Source organism: Jiangella gansuensis DSM 44835 (assembly GCF_000515395.1).
Classification (GTDB): domain Bacteria; phylum Actinomycetota; class Actinomycetes; order Jiangellales; family Jiangellaceae; genus Jiangella; species Jiangella gansuensis.
This window is the reverse complement of sequence record NZ_KI911782.1, coordinates 3,092,760-3,109,603: the sequence shown is the minus strand read 5'-3', so window position 1 is coordinate 3,109,603 and position 16,844 is coordinate 3,092,760. Positions and strand designations below refer to the sequence as shown.

General features: G+C 73.6%; 14 protein-coding genes. 5 read left to right on the top strand and 9 right to left on the bottom strand.

Features of this window, described 5'->3' with window-relative positions; genetic code table 11:
* Nucleotides 1–38: 38 nt before the first annotated feature.
* The 6 genes from manA to JIAGA_RS0114905 form a co-directional block, all read right to left on the bottom strand.
* Nucleotides 39–1,226, bottom strand: a complete 1,188-nt coding sequence (gene manA / locus JIAGA_RS0114930) for a mannose-6-phosphate isomerase, class I (protein ID WP_211239670.1) — start codon at nucleotides 1,224–1,226, stop codon at nucleotides 39–41.
* 60 nt (nucleotides 1,227–1,286) lie between these two features.
* A complete protein-coding gene (locus tag JIAGA_RS0114925) occupies nucleotides 1,287–2,306 on the bottom strand; it encodes an SIS domain-containing protein (protein ID WP_026876286.1) in 1,020 nt (339 codons plus the stop codon).
* 40 nt (nucleotides 2,307–2,346) lie between these two features.
* Entirely contained in the window at nucleotides 2,347–2,514 is a 168-nt protein-coding gene (locus JIAGA_RS33865) for a Trm112 family protein (RefSeq protein ID WP_084469694.1), read from the bottom strand.
* Nucleotides 2,511–3,899: a phosphomannomutase/phosphoglucomutase gene (locus JIAGA_RS0114915; RefSeq protein ID WP_026876285.1), complete on the bottom strand. Its 1,389-nt coding sequence runs from the start codon at nucleotides 3,897–3,899 to the stop codon at nucleotides 2,511–2,513. Before JIAGA_RS0114915 ends, JIAGA_RS33865 begins: the two co-directional genes overlap by 4 nt.
* 68 nt (nucleotides 3,900–3,967) lie before the next feature.
* Complete coding sequence (locus JIAGA_RS0114910; protein ID WP_026876284.1) at nucleotides 3,968–4,621, bottom strand: response regulator transcription factor; 654 nt, start codon at nucleotides 4,619–4,621, stop codon at nucleotides 3,968–3,970.
* A 16-nt stretch (nucleotides 4,622–4,637) separates the two neighbouring features.
* On the bottom strand, nucleotides 4,638–4,994 hold the full coding sequence (locus tag JIAGA_RS0114905) for a DUF3499 family protein (protein WP_026876283.1): 357 nt from the start codon (nucleotides 4,992–4,994) through the stop codon (nucleotides 4,638–4,640).
* Nucleotides 4,995–5,082: 88 nt separating this feature from the next.
* Here JIAGA_RS0114905 and JIAGA_RS0114900 point away from each other — a divergent pair, with 88 nt between their 5' ends.
* Together JIAGA_RS0114900 and JIAGA_RS29930 are read left to right on the top strand one after the other, a co-directional pair.
* A complete protein-coding gene (locus JIAGA_RS0114900) occupies nucleotides 5,083–5,544 on the top strand; it encodes a metallopeptidase family protein (protein WP_245597184.1) in 462 nt (153 codons plus the stop codon).
* A gap of 270 nt (nucleotides 5,545–5,814) precedes the next feature.
* Nucleotides 5,815–6,741 carry a type IV toxin-antitoxin system AbiEi family antitoxin gene (locus tag JIAGA_RS29930; protein WP_157553187.1) on the top strand — a complete coding sequence of 309 codons (927 nt, stop codon included), beginning with the start codon at nucleotides 5,815–5,817 and terminating at the stop codon, nucleotides 6,739–6,741.
* 143 nt (nucleotides 6,742–6,884) lie between these two features.
* Here JIAGA_RS29930 and JIAGA_RS0114890 read toward each other — a convergent pair whose 3' ends face one another.
* From JIAGA_RS0114890 to JIAGA_RS0114880, 3 genes are all read right to left on the bottom strand, one after another.
* Nucleotides 6,885–8,405 (bottom strand): DUF5719 family protein, encoded by a 1,521-nt coding sequence (locus JIAGA_RS0114890; RefSeq protein ID WP_157553185.1) that lies wholly within the window; start codon nucleotides 8,403–8,405, stop codon nucleotides 6,885–6,887.
* On the bottom strand, nucleotides 8,402–12,325 hold the full coding sequence (locus tag JIAGA_RS29925) for a glycosyltransferase (protein ID WP_051426112.1): 3,924 nt from the start codon (nucleotides 12,323–12,325) through the stop codon (nucleotides 8,402–8,404). Before JIAGA_RS29925 ends, JIAGA_RS0114890 begins: the two co-directional genes overlap by 4 nt.
* 178 nt (nucleotides 12,326–12,503) lie before the next feature.
* On the bottom strand, nucleotides 12,504–12,767 hold the full coding sequence (locus JIAGA_RS0114880; RefSeq protein ID WP_035812562.1) for a WhiB family transcriptional regulator: 264 nt from the start codon (nucleotides 12,765–12,767) through the stop codon (nucleotides 12,504–12,506).
* A gap of 373 nt (nucleotides 12,768–13,140) precedes the next feature.
* On the opposite strand from JIAGA_RS0114880, the gene cofD reads away from it, so the two are divergent.
* From cofD to JIAGA_RS0114865, 3 genes are all read left to right on the top strand, one after another.
* Nucleotides 13,141–14,124 (top strand): 2-phospho-L-lactate transferase, encoded by a 984-nt coding sequence (cofD, locus tag JIAGA_RS0114875; protein WP_026876279.1) that lies wholly within the window; start codon nucleotides 13,141–13,143, stop codon nucleotides 14,122–14,124.
* Nucleotides 14,121–15,404 carry a coenzyme F420-0:L-glutamate ligase gene (locus tag JIAGA_RS0114870; RefSeq protein ID WP_026876278.1) on the top strand — a complete coding sequence of 428 codons (1,284 nt, stop codon included), beginning with the start codon at nucleotides 14,121–14,123 and terminating at the stop codon, nucleotides 15,402–15,404. Before cofD ends, JIAGA_RS0114870 begins: the two co-directional genes overlap by 4 nt.
* A 129-nt stretch (nucleotides 15,405–15,533) precedes the next feature.
* Complete coding sequence (locus JIAGA_RS0114865; RefSeq protein WP_026876277.1) at nucleotides 15,534–16,781, top strand: IS30 family transposase; 1,248 nt, start codon at nucleotides 15,534–15,536, stop codon at nucleotides 16,779–16,781.
* Nucleotides 16,782–16,844: the final 63 nt, after the last annotated feature.

The following is a 16,844-nucleotide window of genomic DNA, read 5'->3' as shown; positions in this document are numbered from 1 at the left end:
GGTGCGAGTTCCTTCGTTGTTGCCGGAGGCGGGGAGGTCTATCGTGCCGTGTCGAGCGCGGTGGTGAGCGTGAACGCCACGCCGTCGCCGTGCAGTGTCGCACCGGCCTCGGTGGCCGGCACGAACGCCGCCTGGCCGCGTCGCAGGGTCACCTCGCCGCTCACGACGGCGTCCCCGCTGCTCACGACGGCGTTCCCGTCTACCACGAGCACCAGGCGCGGCCCCGGCACCGGCACCGCCGTCCCCGCCGTCAACGCAGCCCGCGACAGCAGGAGTTCGTCGACGCCGGGGACCGGGTAGACGTCCTCGGCACCGGCCGGCTTCGGCGTCACCATGACGGCGCCGCCGGGCTCGTAGCGCAGCAGGCGCTGCACCTCGACGACGTCGACGTGCTTGGGCGTCAGGCCGGCACGCAACGTGTTGTCGGAGCTGGCCTGCGGTTCGACGGCGACACCGGACAGGTAGGCGTGCGGCACCCCGGCCGGGACGAAGGCCGCCTCACCGGGCGCCAGCCGCACCAGCCGCATGAGCAGCGCCAACAGGAGGCCACGGTCGTGCGGGTACGCCTGGGCCAGTCGTGTCACCAGGCCGAATCGGGGGTCGTCGCGGTGGGCGGATGCTGCTGAGACGAGCGCGGAGACGATCTCGGCCGCCTGGTCGTCGCCGAGCGTCAGCCAGCGGCGAACCACCTGCTCCAGGCCGCCCGGGGTGCGCAGCACGGCCCCGGCCCCGGCGAGATCGGGGTGGTCACAGGTCTCCAGCGCCTCGGCCACGGCGAGCGGGTCGTCGAAGCCGAGGAGCGCCTCGAACTCGGTGAGGGCGACGACCATCTCCGGCTTGTGGTTGCGGTCGCGGTAGGAGCGGCGTGGGTCGTCCAGCGCGATGCCGGCGGCGTCCTCGGCGGCGTAGCCCTCAACGGCCTGCTCGATGGTGGGGTGCACCTGGATCGACAGCGGCTGCTCGACGGCGAGGATCTTCAGCAGGAACGGCAGCTTCGGGCCGAACCGCTCGACGACGGCGGAGCCGAGCGCGGCGGTGGGGTCGTCGGCCACGTAGCGGTCCAGGCTGCGCCCGTCGCCGACCACGGTCGAGGGCGAGCCGGCGTGAGCACCGACCCACAGCTCGGCCTCGGGCCGCCCGGTCGGCTGCCGCCCGAGCAGGTCGGGAATGACGGTGGGGGAACCCCAGGCGTACGAACGCACCGGGTTGTCCAGGAGCAGGGCCACGAGCGCCAAGCCTAGCCGCCCCGTTGTCGCCAGGGTCGTGACGTCGGCGCGAGGCCGCTGTCAGGCCGGGCGGCCGAGCCCGAGCGCGAGGTAGGCGGCGGCGTACCGGCCGGTGGCCAGCAGCGCCGCGAACCGGCCGATGTCGGGGCCTTCGATGGCTCGTACCTCCTGCACCCGCACCGAACCGCTGGCGGCGGCCTCGTCGAGGCGGGCCCGCTCGGCGACGACGGACGCGTTGTCGGCGCCGTCGTCGAGGATGACCAGCGCCGGACGGGTGGTGGTGGCCGGGCCGTCCTCGAACGGGTCGGCGAACAGGTCCGGCTCAGGGGCACCAGCCAGCAGCGGCACCAATTGGTCGGCGTCGCCGGCTACCGCGGGCCGGCCGCTGGCCGAGCGCAGCGCCTCGGCGACCCGCCGGGCCGCCCGCGCCGCCAGCACGGACCCACCCCACACGACCGGGATGTCGTCGGCCAAGGCCAGCGCCAGCTCCTTGGCCGGGTTGACGTCGGCGGGGGTGCCGGGACCGCACCGCTCGGCGACGTCGTCCAGGGCCGCCGCCACCGGCTCGGCCTCCACCTGGGGACCGAGACCCAGGGTGTGCAGCGCGTGCAGCACCGGAACGGCCAGCGCGGTGGCGTCGGCCGACCCGGCCGGGATGAAGACGGTGCCCCGGCTCGCGGCCGCCTGGTGCATCGGCGACCCCTCCGGCGCGGCCACCAGCAGGGCGCAGCCGCGGCGGCGGGCTTCCGCGACAGCGGAGATCTCGTCCTCGCCCGCACCGTTGGGGCACACCACGATGACCAGGTCGAGCGGGCCGGCCCAGCCAGGTAGCCCGTGATGCGGCCACGCCACGAACGGGACCGGGCAGATCGGCTCGAGAACCGCACGGAACAACCGGCCGTCGGGCCCGCCGGCGACGACGGCGCGCGGCCGGTCCCTGCCGCTGTCCAGCCCGCTCAGCACGTCGGCCGCGGCCGTCTCCGCCAGCCGCACCTGCGCACCCCAGCCGGCGATGGCCCGCAGCACCGGGTCGATGACACTCAGCGCCTTGGGGTCGTCAAGCGATCCGTCGAAGAACACGTGTGGTGGCTCCCTCTCATCAGTAGGGTGTGTCTCCGGCTCAGCGAGTGCGTGCCTGGTCGATCAGCAGTACCGGGACGTCGTCGCGCACCGGGTAGGCCAGCGCGCAGCCGGTGCAGGCCAGCTCGGAGGTGGCGTCGTCGGGCTCCAGCCGGCTGTGACACGCGGGGCAGGCGATGATCTGCAGCAGTGTCGCGTCGAGTTTCATGTGTCTCCTTCTCCGGGCTCCCTGACCACCCGCAGGACGTCGTCGCGCACCCGTTCCATGACGGCGTGGTCGGCGCCCTCGACGTTGAGCCGCAGCAGCGGCTCGGTGTTGGACGGGCGCAGGTTGAACCACCACATCGGCGTGCCTGTGTGCTCGACGGTGAGGCCGTCCAGCCGGTCGATGGTGATGTCCGGCGCCGTGCCGAACGTCTTCTCGACCCGGGCCGTCGCGGCGTCGGCGTCGCGAACGGTGCTGTTGATCTCGCCGGAGGCGGCGTACCGCTCGTACGGCGCCAGCAGCTGTGAGAGCGGCCGTCCCGCCGGGTCGGTGCCCAGCGCGGCCAGCGTGTGCAGGGCTGCCAGCATGCCGGAGTCGGCCCGCCAGAAGTCGCGGAAGTAGAAGTGCCCGGAGTGCTCGCCGCCGAACACCGCACCCGTCTCGGCCATGGTCTGTTTGATCAGCGAATGGCCGACGCGGGTGCGCACCGGGAGCCCGCCGTGCTCGGCGATGATCTCAGGCACCGCCTTCGAGGTGATGAGGTTGTGCACCACCGGGGCGCCGGGGTCGCGGGACAGCTCGCGCACCGCGATCAGCGCCGTGAGCGCCGACGGTGACACCAGCTCGCCGCGCTCGTCGACGACGAAGCAGCGGTCGGCGTCGCCGTCGAAGGCCAGCCCGAGGTCGGCGCGGCGTTCGCGGACCGCAGCCTGCAGGTCGACCAGGTTGGCCGGGTCGATCGGGTTGGCCTCGTGGTTGGGGAAGGTGCCGTCGAGCTCGAAGTAGAGCGGCACGACCGTGAGACCGTCGACGGCCAGGACCGCCGGAACGGTGTGCCCGGCCATGCCGTTGCCGGCGTCGACGACGACGGTGAGCGGCCGGCTCCCGCTGAGGTCGACCAGGCCGTGCAGGTAGGCCGCATAGCCGCCGAGGGTGTCGCGCCGCTCAACGGCGCCCCGGCCCGCCACTGGGGCCGGGGGGACGCCGTCGTCGATCAGCGCCTTGATCTCCAGCAGCCCGGTGTCGCGGCCGACCGGAGCGGCACCGGCGCGGCACAGCTTGATGCCGTTGTACGCGGCCGGATTGTGGCTGGCGGTGAACATCGCGCCCGGGAGGTCGAGCGCCCCGCTGGCGTAGTAGAGCTGATCGGTGCTGGTGAGGCCGGCGTCGACGACGTCCACCCCGGCCGCGGTGGCGCCGTCGGCGAACGCGGCGGCCAGGCCCGGCGAGGTGGGCCGCATGTCGTACCCGACCACCAGAGAGCCGGAGCCGCCGGCCAGTACCTGGGCGGCCGCCCAGCCGATGGCCCTCGCGGTGTCCTCGTCGAACTGGTCGGGGACCAGGCCACGGATGTCGTAGGCCTTGAGGACGGGGGCGAGGTCGCGCACGGGCCGACACTACCTCGCGCCGGACACGGCCGGGGCCACGACCGGAGCGTCCCCGGCCCGCACCACGCTCAGCCCTGCGCGGTGAGCCGGTAGCCGGCGCCGCGGACCGTCTCGATCACGCCGGGGCCGAGCTTGCGGCGCAGCGCGTTCACGTACACCGCCACCAGGTTGGTCGCCGATTCGTCCACCCGGTCCCACACCTGCGACAGCAGTTGCGCACGGCCGAACACCCGGCCCGGTTCGCGCCCCATCGTCTGCAGTAGAGCGAGCTCCCGGTCGGTCAGCTGGACCTGGCGGCCCGCAACCCAGGCGCGACGGGCCTTGACATCGAGCCGGATCCCGGCCACGTCCGCCGTCGCCGTGGCCGGCCGGCGCAGCCGCTGGACGACCCGGTCCGGCAGCTGGTCGAACCGCAACGGCTTGCCCAGCACGTCGTCGGCCCCGTGCCGCCGGCACAGTTCGCCGGTACGGTCCCATGGCCCGGCCAGCGCGATCACCGGCACCGAGTACCCGGCCGAGCGCAGCTGGCCCAGCAGACGCCACGCATCGTCGCCGGGTCCGCCGATGTCGACGAGGACCACGTCGAACAGCCCGACGGTGATGGGCGCGTACGCGGCCACGGGGTCGGTGTAGATCTGGGTGACATATCCCCGGCGGCCGAGACAGGCCCGGACGGGGACGGAGACGCGCTGGTCGCGCCCGACGATGAGGAGGCTGGCCATGGTGAGACGGCCGGCGTCAGGCGTCGGGGTCCGGCAGTGCGCGCAGGTGGCCCCGGCGGGTGCCGCCCTCGCCGACGGCCGGGGGCGGCGCGGGTTCCGGGCGGCGGCCGGCCTCCCGGACGGCGTCGGCGAGCGCGAGCAGGTCGTCGTTGCTCGGCCCCAGGGCGGCGGGGTCGGGAGCCAGCCGGATGACCTCCCAGCCGCGCGGCGCGACCAGCCGTTCGGAGTGCTCGGAGCACAGGTCGTAGCTGTGCGGTTCGGCGTAGGTGGCCAGCGGGCCCAGCACCGCGGTGGAGTCGGCGTACACGTAGGTCAGCGTCGCCACAGCAGTCCGCGGACATGCTGATCGGGAGCAGCGACGCATCGGACTCACAAGGGAAGGCTAGCGTCTAGGCGGTCACCACCGGGCACGGCACGCCAGATCCGGGCACGACCCGCCCGACAGGACTAGTCTGCCGAGGGTGAGCCGACGTGTGCCAGGCCCGGACGTGCCGTCCCGGGTCGACCTCCCCCGAGTGTGGCGCGACCGGCACGGGCGCGGCATGCGCGGTCCGCTGGCGCCCAGCGGGTCGCCGCTGGCCGTGTCGCGTGCACAGCGCTTCGACGACCTCGTCATCGCCGCCGTCGAGCGGCTCGACCAGCGCTGGCAGGAGCAGCTGGCCAAGGTGGAGTTCGCGGTCGAGGACGTCCCGTCGCTGGACGACTGGGACCGCACCTGGGTGCCTCTGGCCCGCGCCTTCGCCGGCAGCGGCGCGTTACCGGCCCGGGTGGTGGTGTTCCGCCGGCCCATCGAGACCCGCGCCCCCGAGTCGGGCAAGCTGCGCGCCCTGGTCGGCGACGTCGTCACCGAGCAGGTCGCCGAGCTGTTCGGTGTCGAGCCGGAGGAGATCGATCCCGCCTACGGCGGCCACGACCTCGGCTGACCACGCCCGGCCCGCCCGGTCCCTCCTCGAGCCCCGCCCCCGTCCCTGCTCGTGCCCCGCCCCCGTCCCTCCTCGAGCCCCTACCCGCGTTGATCTTGGAGCAACTGCGGAATCAATCGGGCATTTCACCCAGCAATTCCGCGGTTACTCCAAAATCAACGAGCGTGCAGGGAATAGAGCGCCATCCACAGGGCTCGCCGAGGCCCGCAGTCATCCACATTCCGGCGAACCCACCTTGAGGCCACCGGGCCGTCGCCCAATGGTGAACGGATGCACCTGCCGCGCCGCCGCAAGCCCGGGCGCCAACCCTGCCCCGCTGCCGACGGGTTGCGCGGAAATGCGTTCACCCGCACCGACGCGCATGCAGCAGGCGTCGGCGCGGATCAGCTACGCCGCATCGCTTACGTGCACGTCCATCGGCGGGTCTATGCCGACCGTGCGCTGACACTGGACGGCGAGCAGGAGGCCCGCGCGTGGATGCTCGCCCTACCGGACGACGCCGCGCTTTACGGCGCCACAGCGGCATGGTGGTACGAGCTCCCGGCGTCAAGGCCTCGGAACTTCCAGATCATCGTGCCGCCCGGCACGGTGCCCCGCCGCCGGCCAGGACTCGAACCCCATGAAGGGCTGGGGCCTGATGAGACGAGGATCTGGCGCGGACTGCGGGTCACGACGCCTGAACGCACCTGGCTCGACCTGTCCCTCACGCTCGACGACATCGAGCTCGTGGTCGTCGGCGATGCGATGGCCCGTCGGCGACTTACGAGCCCTGAACAACTCGTCGAAACGACCGAGCGCACCCGGCGGCGGCGCGGGATAGTACGGGCTCGGGCACTGGCGCGGCAGGTCCGAGCACGGGTCGACTCCCCGCAGGAGACTCGCCTACGCCTGGCCCTCGTCGCCGGCGGACTACCGTGTCCAGCGCCGAATGTGGATGTGTGCGATGAGCACGGTGGTTGGATCGGTCGGCCGGACCTGAGCTACCCCGACCTCAAGATCTCCATCCAGTACGAGGGCGACGTACATCGCACGAATCGCAGGCGATGGCAGGCCGACATCACCCGCGACGAGGTGCTGCGCGACCATGGCTGGGAGGTCATCCGCGTGACGGCCGAAGACCTGCGCCACCCGAGTCGCCTGTGCGCTCGCGTACGGCGGGCAATGGACAGGCAGCGCCAACGGCTCGCGGTGGCTTGAGCGCCAGGGCAGCCGGCCCACCCGCCGACCGCAACCGCTCCCCTCGGTTGATCTTGGAGTAACTGCGGAATCAATCGGGCATTTCGCCCAGCGATTCCGCAGTTACTCCAAGATCAACGGACCGGCGGGAGGAGATTGACGCGTCAGTCAGGTGTGACGGACTGTTCGGGCACCGACGGCAGCTCGCCCACGACCTCCGGCACGTTCACCTCGATGGTCGGCGACACCAGCGGCATCAGGTCGAGCAGCGCGCCGTCGTCGTCGGTCGCGGCGATCTGCCGGGCCGCCACCACCGTGTCCGGCGTCTCCGGCACCACCACGGCGGTGGCGTTGACGGCGTCGCCCTGCGGCGCCAGCTCCACCGGGATGGTCGCGCCGGCCGGGATCTCCAGCGGCTCCTCGGTGGCGACGGAGCCGTCGGCGGCCAGCGTCCGCACGGTCACCCGGGACGTCGCGTCGGACGCCGACGTGAGCAACAGCGTGCTGGTGAATCCGCCGGCGGCCCGGCTGAGCAGCACCGGGCTCGGGCCGGTCAGGGGCTCGGACGCCGCGGTGTAGGCGAGATCGGGCAGGCCGTCCTCGGCCGGCTGGACCACCCGCACCGACGCGGTGATCGGCTCGTCGCTGCGCAACCGGATGGCGGCGGGTTCGACGCCGGGATCGATGGGGATGTCGGCGACCGACCCGGCGGTGACGGTGAGCACGTCCTGGTCGACCGGGCTGAACGCACCCTCCGGGCCCAGGAACTGCATGGACACGATGGCATCGGTGTCGCCCGGCGCGACGATGCGCAGCGACCGCTCGCCCTGGCCCGGGACGCCGGGGATCACCAGCTCGTCGCCCGGCGCGACGGACGCCGGCACATAGGTCATGCCCTGCGGGGTGATCTCGGACATCTCCCGGACCTCCAGCGCCGCGGACACCCGGCCCTGGCTGGTGGCGACGTGCACACCGGTGGCCACCGAGCCCGGTGCCAGCGCGTCGAGCAGGAAGATCCGCTGGCCGCGCGCCGGGACGCCGACGTCCTGGGTGCCGGGCGCGTCGATCGGGCCGGCTTCGTCCCAGAGCTCGACGTCGACGACGGCGGGAACGTCGGTCGGGTTGGCCAGCACCAGCCGGCCGCGGCGGCCGACCTCGCCGGACGCGCCCACGAACCAGTGCTCGCGCCGCGGTGCCGTGCAGGCCGCGGTGCTGATGCCCCGGAGGTCGACCGACTGCATGACCAGCGACTGCTCCGCCGCCAGACCGGGCGCGAGCGCACCCTGGCCGGTCACGGCGAACGAGGTGCCGGCCGGGGTCTCGATCGGCGTGATGGACGGGACACCGCGGTCGGGCAGGGTGAGCAGCGGCTCTGCGGGCGCCGCCGGCTCTTCCTCGGCCTCCGGATCCGGCGGCAATGCCAGGCCCTGGACCGTGATGGGGGGCTGCGTGTCACCGGAGGTCTCCGGGACCGCGACGTCGGGCAGCGCCAGCACGGCGAGTTCCGCCGCCCCCTCGTCCTCGCCGCCGACGAACGGGCAGACAAGGGACGACCGGACCACCGGCTCGCTGACCTCCGGGTAGTCGGTGACCACGGATTCCGGCGGCCCGACGAGGGTGGCCCCGCCGATGGCCACGGCCACCCCGGCGCCCACCGCGAGCCCGGCCCAACGTGCGCTGATCATTCCTTGTCCCCTCGGCGACCGCCCTTGGACCGGCGGCCGGCGGTGCGCTTGCTGCTGTCGGCCTGCTTGCCGCTGTCGGCCTGCTTGGCGGTCTGGCCACGCGTGCCGGTCGTCTCGGCCCGCTTGCTGGCGGTCCGTTTGCTGCTGGTCCGTTTGCCGGCCGCGCGGCGCCCTCGGTAGCCGCCCTCGGCGGGCTCGGTGCCGGCGCCCTCATCGGCCGGCTGAGCCGCCGCCCGGCGGCCGCGGTAGGCGTCGCTGATGGACCCTCGCGGTGCGTCCCGCTCAGCTCCCGCACGGGCGAACGGGTCCCATTCGCCGACGGCGTGCCGCTCGCGCTCCCCCGCCGCCGGTTCGGCCCGCACCCGCAGCGGCGGCTCGGCGCGCAACTGCGGCTGAGGCTGCCGGGCGGGCTCGTCGGCCAGCGGATCAGGCTCCAGCAGCGGATCGCGCTCGCCCACCGGGGCGGCGGGTTCGCCCAGGGGCGCGGGTTCGGCGAGCCACGACGGCCCGACGGGTTCGCGCGCCGGCTCGGGCGCGACGGGCTCGGGTGCCGGCTCGGTGCGGGAGCCGGCTCGCCGTCCCGCCCGGGCGCCGACCGGTTCGGCTGGCACGGGCGCCAGCGGCAGCCGCGGCGAGGAGTCGTCCGGGTCGATGTCGGCGGCGTCGTCGACGGCGCCCCGGTCGCGGCGCATCCCCGGCAGCGCCAGGACGACGGCCACGACGACGGCACCCAGCTGGAACCACAGCCACACCGCCCGGCGGTTGCCCTCGTAGGTGACCGTCAGCTCGCCGGCCCCGGCCCCCAGTTCGAAGGCCTGCGCCCAGCCGGCGTAGGTGGTGGGCTCCAGCTCCTGGCCGTCCAGGGTGGCCTCCCACCCGTCGTCGGCCAGCTCCGACAGCACGACCAGGCGGCCCTCGGCGCCCTCCGGGACCGGACCCGCGGCGTCGACCTCGCCGCTGGGAATGGTGACGATCTCGGCGTTCTCGTCGGCCTGCGGCGCGACCTCGCCCTCGGCGAGCGGCTCGGCGATCCACACCCTGGCCACCGGCTGATCGACCTGCCACATCGCGGCGCCTTCCGGCGCGCTGCTGCGGACCAGGCCGGGCACGGTGTCGAGGGTGTCGGCCAGCTCGGGGTCGAACGGGCGCGGCAGGTACAGGTAGCGGACGGCGAACTCGGCCAGGCCCGCTCCGTCGGCGCCGCCGCGTCCGGACACGACGTCGGCGACGACCTCGTCGAGCGGCCCGTACTCCTCCGGCGGCGGGCTGGTCTCGGCGTCACCGAGCCGGGGCCCGGACTGGCGCAGCAGCGCGTAGGTGATGCGCCCGTCGTCCGCGCGGCTCAGGACCAGCGTGCGTACTCGCTCCGGCCGGGCCGCCTCGTCGGACACGTACGCGGGCAGGATCGCCGGCTCGCGCCGTTCCAGCGGGTCGCCGGCGCCGCGGACCAGCCACCAGCCGGCGCCGGCCAGCGGGGCCAGCACCGCTGCGGCGACGACGATGACCGCGACCGGCTGCCGCCAGCCGAAGCTGGCCCGGGACAGGCGCTCACGCGCGCCTTCACCGCCGATGGCCGCCGCGGCCAGCAGCCCGCCGGCCACCAGCACCGTCGCATAACCGGGCCACCCGGCGACCGGCGTCTCCAGCGTCGGTCCGCTGACCGCCAGCCGCGACAGCACGATTCCGGACACCAGCGCCACCCCAGCCACGGCCCAGGCAGTGCCGACGGCCAGGCGCCGGGCCGGCCGGAACAGCGCCACCCAACCGGCCAGCAGGACGCCGATACCCAGCCACATCGGAGCGCTTCCCGGGCCACCGGGGTTCTGCAGCAGCACCGACCAGGGGACGAGCTCCGGGTCGGAGAGGTCCGGGCCGGGCACGCCGGCCTCGGTCGCCAGCAACATCGGCCGGGTGAGCACGCTGCCGGTCCAGGGGATGAGCACGACCGGGGTGACCGCCAGCATCACGACCATGCGCAGCAGCGACCGGCGGTCACGGAAGATCGTGGCCAGGCCGACGCCGGCCAGCACCAGCGCGATGATCCAGGCCAGTGGCACGAACGCGGCGATGACCGCGAGCAGCAGGCCGGCGCTCCAGGCCGCGCGGCCCGGCCCCGAACGCCCGGGCGTGCCGAGCGTGCGCATGACCGCCAACGCCAGAAGCGGGGTCAGCACGGTGGCTACGGCAGTACCGAGCCGCCCGGCCGCGATGGCGCCGGTCAGCGCCGGGAGCAGCGCGTAGGTTCCGGCCACCCAGACCCGCAGCACGCGGCCTCGGACCAGCCGGCGGACCAGGAGGTACATGGTGAGCCCGGCCAGCGGGACGGACCCGATGAGCAACAGGTCGACGGCCACCGAGGCGTTGCGGACGATCGAGCCGAGCAGCGCGACCACGGCGAGGTATGGCGGACTCGCGGACGGACTGCCCAGGCCGCCGCCGTGCCACGACTCGGTGTAGATCTGCCAGAGGTCACCGGCCGCCGCCGGGGCCGGCAGCAGCGCGCCGCCGAACAGCCGGCCGGTGCCGATCAGCCCGCGCGCGGTGACCAGCGTCACGACGATGAGGGCGGTGACCAGCAGCACCGCGGGATGCAGCAGGAAGCGCAGGATGAAGGTGTCGTCGCCGGCGGGCGCCTCGTCATCGTCGTCGCCGCCGGAGCTCGCCGCCCGCCGGCCGCCGGACACGTCGTGGCCGGCTCCGGAGCCGGAGCCGGTGAGCACACTGAGGACGTTCTCGCCCGCGTGCCGCAGTTGCTGCCCCGGCGGTGGGAACAACGAGCGCAGCTGGCTCGCCGAGCGTTTGCGCGTGCGCTTGCGCCGGGCTCGCGCCCGGATCAGCACGTCCGGCCGGCCGACGACCGACAGCAGCGCCAGCAGTTCCTCGCCGGCCAGCGCCGGCTGCTTGCCGACCAGGAACGTCAGCGACCGGCCCAGCCCCATGACCAGCACCCGCAGCAACACCAGGAGCAGCGACCTGGCGGGGGTGTTGGCCAGCAGCACGTACAGCGCGTTGCGGCGGTCGGCCAGGTGCGGCCGGTCACGGGTGGCGCCCAGGCGGCGCCGGCCGTGTGCGGCGGCCTCGGCGTGGTAGACGACGGCCTCCGGGCAGACGACGACGGAGTGGCCGGCCTCGTTGGCCCGCCAGCCGAGATCGAGGTCGTCGCGGAAGATCGTGAGCTTCGGGTCGAACCCGCCGAGCTCGTCCCAGACGTCGCGGCGGATCAGCATGCCGGCGCTGCCGACCGCCAGCACGTTGCGCGTGATGTCGTGCTGGCCCTGGTCGTACTCGCGCTTGTCCAGGCCGGTGTGACGGCGACCGCCGCCGGTGACGGTCAAGCCGATCTCGAGCAGCTGGCGGCCTTCGCGCCAGTCGAGGACCTTCGGCCCGATGATGCCGGCATCGGGCCGGCGCACGGCGGCCTCGAGCAGCCGGGACAGCGCATCCGGCGCGGGAGCGCTGTCGTCGTGGAGCAGCCAGACCCATTTGGTGGTCTCGTCACGGCGCAGCATTCCGGCGTGACCGGCGCGGACCATCTCGTCGGCGGCCTGCACCCCGGCCGCCACGGCCGCGCCGAACCCCGCCGACCGCGGCATGGACACCACCGACGGCGCACCGAGCGCGGTGGTGAGGATCTGCTCGGTGTCGTCCTTGCTGCCGGTGTCGACGGCGACGATGCGCTCGGGCATGCGGCGCAGCGCCGCCAGGGACTCCAGGGTGCGGGGCAGCCAACGGCCGCCGTCGTGACCGACGAGGACGGCGGTGACGTCGTGAGTGAGCAGCTCCGTCGGGTCGACGGGAAGCGGCTCGGCGACGTCACCGGCGAAGGCGTCGAGTGCGGCGTCGGCTCCGATGCCCGGGTCGGAATAGACACTGGGCGTCGGGCTGCCGTTGTCGGTTGCGGTCACAGGGTCCGGTGCCATGCCTCGTCGTCGTTCCAGCGATTCTGTGTGTGACGCACGGACTCTGCCTCCGGACTCCGCGTCCGGTGGGGCGAGTCGGCCGGTGTCGACCGAGCGACTCGTGCGCCGACCGCCAACCTTACGCGCAGATGCTGAAAACGGCAGCGTTCACCGGCCCCGTGACCGCGGGGACAGGGCCTCAGACAGCCCGCTTCTTCAGCTTGCGGCGCTCCCGTTCGGACAGTCCGCCCCAGATACCGAAGCGCTCGTCGTGGAGCAGGGCGTACTCCAAGCACTCGGCTTGGACCTCGCACCCCAGGCACACCCGCTTGGCTTCTCGGGTGGACCCACCTTTCTCCGGGAAGAACGCCTCCGGATCGGTCTGGGCGCACAGCGCCCGCTCCTGCCAACTCAACTCTTCGGCGTCGCCAAAGAGCAGGTCCAGTTCCTCCCACTCAGTCATGGCTCGCCTCCTTCGACCTCGCCCGGCCTTGCGACCGGCCCCCGATGCGGCTCCGCGGTGGTCGATTCGCGAAACCACTGAACGACACGTACGAAATTACATGCATGCAATACGTGCTCGTCAAGCGGATCCGTGCTAAAGATCTTCGTTTGTTCTTCCTCGGCCGCTGCCGCGCACGCGGTTCGCGGCCTCGCTGCCGCGGTCCGGCGCTCATCGTGCGCACCGGCTCGACGCGGGAGCATAGGCCCCGGTCCGGGCCCCGCGCCAGCCGGTCATTCAGCCGATGCGCCGCTCCGGCCGGCCCACCGGCGCCGTCTCGGAGTCCGGCCTGCGCGCCGTCCGGCACCGCGTCACCGGGTACGGTCGAGCTGTGCTGAGGATCACCGCGCTGGCCGGTGGGATCGGTGGCTCGCGGTTCCTGCGCGGGCTGCTGCGCGCCGTCCCCGACGCCGAAGTCACCGTCATCGGGAACACCGCCGACGACATCACGCTGCACGGCCTGCACGTGAGTCCCGACCTCGACACCGTCATGTACACGCTGGGCGACGGCGTCGAAGAGTCCCAGGGCTGGGGGCGCCGTGACGACACCAACGTCGTAGCCGCCGAACTGGCCGCGTACGGCGCCGAGCCGCAGTGGTTCACCCTGGGCGACCGCGACCTCGCCACCCACCTGATCCGAACCCGGATGCTCGCCGCGGGATATCCGCTGTCCGCCGTCACCGAGGCGCTGTGCGACCGGTGGCGGCCCGGCGTGCAGCTGCTACCCATGACCGACGACCGGGTCGAGACGCACGTCGTCGTGGCCGAGTCCGGTTCGGAGGCGGCCGGCGGAGACACCGGCGGCGAGCGGGCCATCCACTTCCAGGAGTGGTGGGTCCGACTGCACGCCGAGGTACCGGCCAGGCGCATCGTGCTGGTCGGCATCGAGCAGGCCACACCGGCGCCGGGCGTCCTCGACGCGATCGCCGCCGCCGACGTCATCGTCCTGCCGCCGTCCAACCCGGTGGTGAGCATCGGCCCGATCCTGGCCGTCCCCGGGGTGCGCGACGCCGTGCGCGCCGCCGCCGCGCCCGTCGTCGGGGTGTCACCGATCATCGGCGGCGCGCCGGTACGCGGCATGGCCGACGCCGCCCTGACGGCCATCGGCGTGCCCACGTCGGCGGCCGCCGTCGCCGAACTGTTCGCCGACCTGCTCGACGGCTGGCTGGTCGACACGGTCGACGCAGCGGCCGTGCCGGCGGTCGAGTCCGTCGGGGTGCGCTGCCGCGCGGTGCCGTTGCTCATGACCGACGTCGACGCCGCGGCCGCGATGGCCCGTACGGCGCTCGACCTGGCCGAGGAGGCCCGGGCCCGGTGAGCGACCGGTTCGAGGTGTTCGGCCTGCCCGGCATCCCCGAGGTCCGCCCCGGCGATGACCTCGTCGAACTACTGGCGACGGCGGCGGGCTCCGGCCCCGCGGCGGCGGGCTCCGGCTCCGCGGCGCTCGCCGACGGCGACATCGTCGTCGTCACCAGCAAGATCGTCAGCAAGGCGGAGGGGCGCATCCGCGCCGGCACCGACCGCGACGACGCCATCGACGACGAGACCGTCCGCGTCGTCTCCGAGTGGACCACGCCGCGCGGGCGCACCCGTATCGCCGAGACCCGGCACGGTTTCGTCATGGCGGCGGCCGGGGTCGACGCGTCCAACGTCACACCGGGCAGCGTGGTGCTGCTGCCGGTGGACCCGGACGCCTCGGCGCGGCGGCTGCGCGACGGGCTGCGCGACCGGCTCGGGGTGCGGGTGGGCGTCGTCGTCACCGACACCGCCGGGCGGGTGTGGCGCAACGGGGTGACCGACTTCGCCGTCGGCTCGGCCGGCGTCCGCGCCGTCGACGACCTGCGGGGCAGCACCGACTCCTACGGCAACGACCTCGGCGTCACCGTGGTCGCCGTCGTCGACGAGCTGGCCGCGGCGTCCGAGCTGGTGCGGACGAAACTGTCCGGGGTCCCGGTCGCCGTGGTGCGTGGACTGTCCCATCTGCTGCTGGACCCGTCGGACGACGATCGCGGCGCCGGCGCCCTGGTGCGGCCGAGCGCCGAGGACCGGTTCCGGCTCGGCACCCCGGAAGCGATGCGGGAGGCCGTGCTGGCCCGCCGGACGGTCGCCGAGTTCACGCCCGAACCGGTCGACCCGGCGGCCGTTCGGCAGGCGGTCGCGGCGGCGCTGACGGCACCGCGGCCGGATCAGCCGGCAGCGAGTGACGCCGAGCCTGCCGTGAGCGGCGCTGAGCCGCCGGCTGACGGCCCGCCGTGGCGGTTCGCGCTGCTGGAGTCGGCCGCGGCGCGGCACCGGCTGACGGGGGCGCTGAACGGTTCTGAGCTGCTGCGCTCCGCGCCGTACGTCGTCGTTCCCTGCCTGCTCGACGGTTCCGACGCGCTGCTGGGTCTGGGCGCGACGGTGCAGAATCTGCTGATCGCGCTCGCAGCGGAGGGCCTGGCGTCGGTGTGGCTGCTCCCCGACCCGGCGCCGTCCGCCGCGGCGCTGGGTCTCCCGGCCGGCTGGACGCCGATGGGCGCGGTCGCGATCGGGCACGCCGCCGTCACTGCGCCGCTCATGCCGCCCGCCGCCGTCGACGACCTCACGGTCACGCTCTGACCCGGCTCGCCCTCGCCTCCGACCCCCGGCCTTCCCTGACCCCCTCCCCGTTGATCTTGGAGTTTCCGCGGAATCTATCGGAGGCGGATTCCATCGGTCGTAGCAACGCCTGGTGGAAGGTGTTGTCCGATGCCGAAGGTGTTCTCGTGTGAGGTGCGTGAGGAGTTCTTTGAGCTGTTGTGTGGCGGGTTGTCGGCGCAGGCGGCGGCGCGGGTGGTCGGCGTGTCGTCGTGGACTGGTGTGCTGTGGTGGCGAGCATCGGGGCTTGTGGACCTATCGATCCAGCCAGGCCGCCGCGGGGGACTGCCCGGCAGCGGGGCGGCAGCGGTTCCCGGTGTCACCGGCGGGCAGCAGCGGCCGCTGGCCCGGCAGCGTCGGGCGTTGAGCAGTCAGGACCGGGCGGTGATCGCGGCGCTGCTGCGTCAGGGACTGTCGTATGCCCAGATCGGCGCGGCGATCGGGCGGGACAAGTCGGTGATCTGTCGTGAGGTGCGGCGTAACCGGGGCGGCGACGGCTCCTACTACGCGTCGGTCGCGCATCGGGCCGCGCACGAGCGTCGCCGCCGGCCGAAACCGTTCAAGCTCGTCGAGAACCCGATGTTGTGCCGGGCGATCGAGGGGTGGATGGACGATGGCTGGTCGCCGGGACTGATCGCGACGGTCCTGCGGCGCGAGCGTCCCGGCGCCGATGCTGGGGCGAGGATGGCTCGTGTGAGCCACGAGACGATCTACCAGGCGTTGTATGTGCAGACCCGCGGGCAGCTGCGCCGGGACCTGCACCGGCAGCTGAGCCTGCAACGCGCCGCGCGTCGACCACGCACCGCCGGCAAGCGGGAAAGCAGCCCGTACCGGGAGGCGTTCACGATCCGCCAACGCCCGGCCGAGGTCGCCGACCGGGCCGTCCCGGGACACTGGGAGGGCGACCTGATCGTGGGCGCCGGCAACGCGTCGGCGGTCGGCACGCTGGTCGAGCGGACCACCCGCTTCACCATGCTGCTGCACCTGCCGCAGCGCCACGACGCGGCCAGCGTAGCCGCGGTGATGATCAACCAGATGCGCGGGTTGCCCGACCATCTGCGCAGGTCCCTGACCTGGGACCGCGGCACCGAGCTGGCCGACTATCAGCGCATCCAACTCGACCTGGACATGCCGGTCTACTTCTGCGACCCGCGTTCGCCCTGGCAGCGCGGCAGCAACGAGAACACCAACCGGCTGCTGCGATTCTGGCTCACCAAGGGCAGCGACCTGTCCACCCACACCGCCGCCGACCTCGACCGCATCGCCGCCACCCTCAACCAGCGGCCCCGCCCTACCCTCGACCTAAAGACCCCAGCCCAAGCGCTGGCCGAACTGCTCGCCAACCCGGCAGCAGCATGACCGTTGCTTCCACCGCTGGACGCCGCCGGACATTTCGCCTGCCTTTTCCGCGAAAACTCCAAG

Coding starts and splice junctions, on each gene's coding strand:
- JIAGA_RS0114880 (WP_035812562.1), bottom strand. CDS start 12,767: ATGACTGAGTGGGAGGAACTGGACCTGCTCTTTGGCGACGCCGAAGAG.
- JIAGA_RS0114890 (WP_157553185.1), bottom strand. CDS start 8,405: ATGATCAGCGCACGTTGGGCCGGGCTCGCGGTGGGCGCCGGGGTGGCC.
- JIAGA_RS29925 (WP_051426112.1), bottom strand. CDS start 12,325: ATGGCACCGGACCCTGTGACCGCAACCGACAACGGCAGCCCGACGCCC.
- JIAGA_RS33865 (WP_084469694.1), bottom strand. CDS start 2,514: ATGAAACTCGACGCGACACTGCTGCAGATCATCGCCTGCCCCGCGTGT.
- JIAGA_RS0114910 (WP_026876284.1), bottom strand. CDS start 4,621: ATGGCCAGCCTCCTCATCGTCGGGCGCGACCAGCGCGTCTCCGTCCCC.
- JIAGA_RS29930 (WP_157553187.1), top strand. CDS start 5,815: ATGCACCTGCCGCGCCGCCGCAAGCCCGGGCGCCAACCCTGCCCCGCT.
- JIAGA_RS0114865 (WP_026876277.1), top strand. CDS start 15,534: ATGCCGAAGGTGTTCTCGTGTGAGGTGCGTGAGGAGTTCTTTGAGCTG.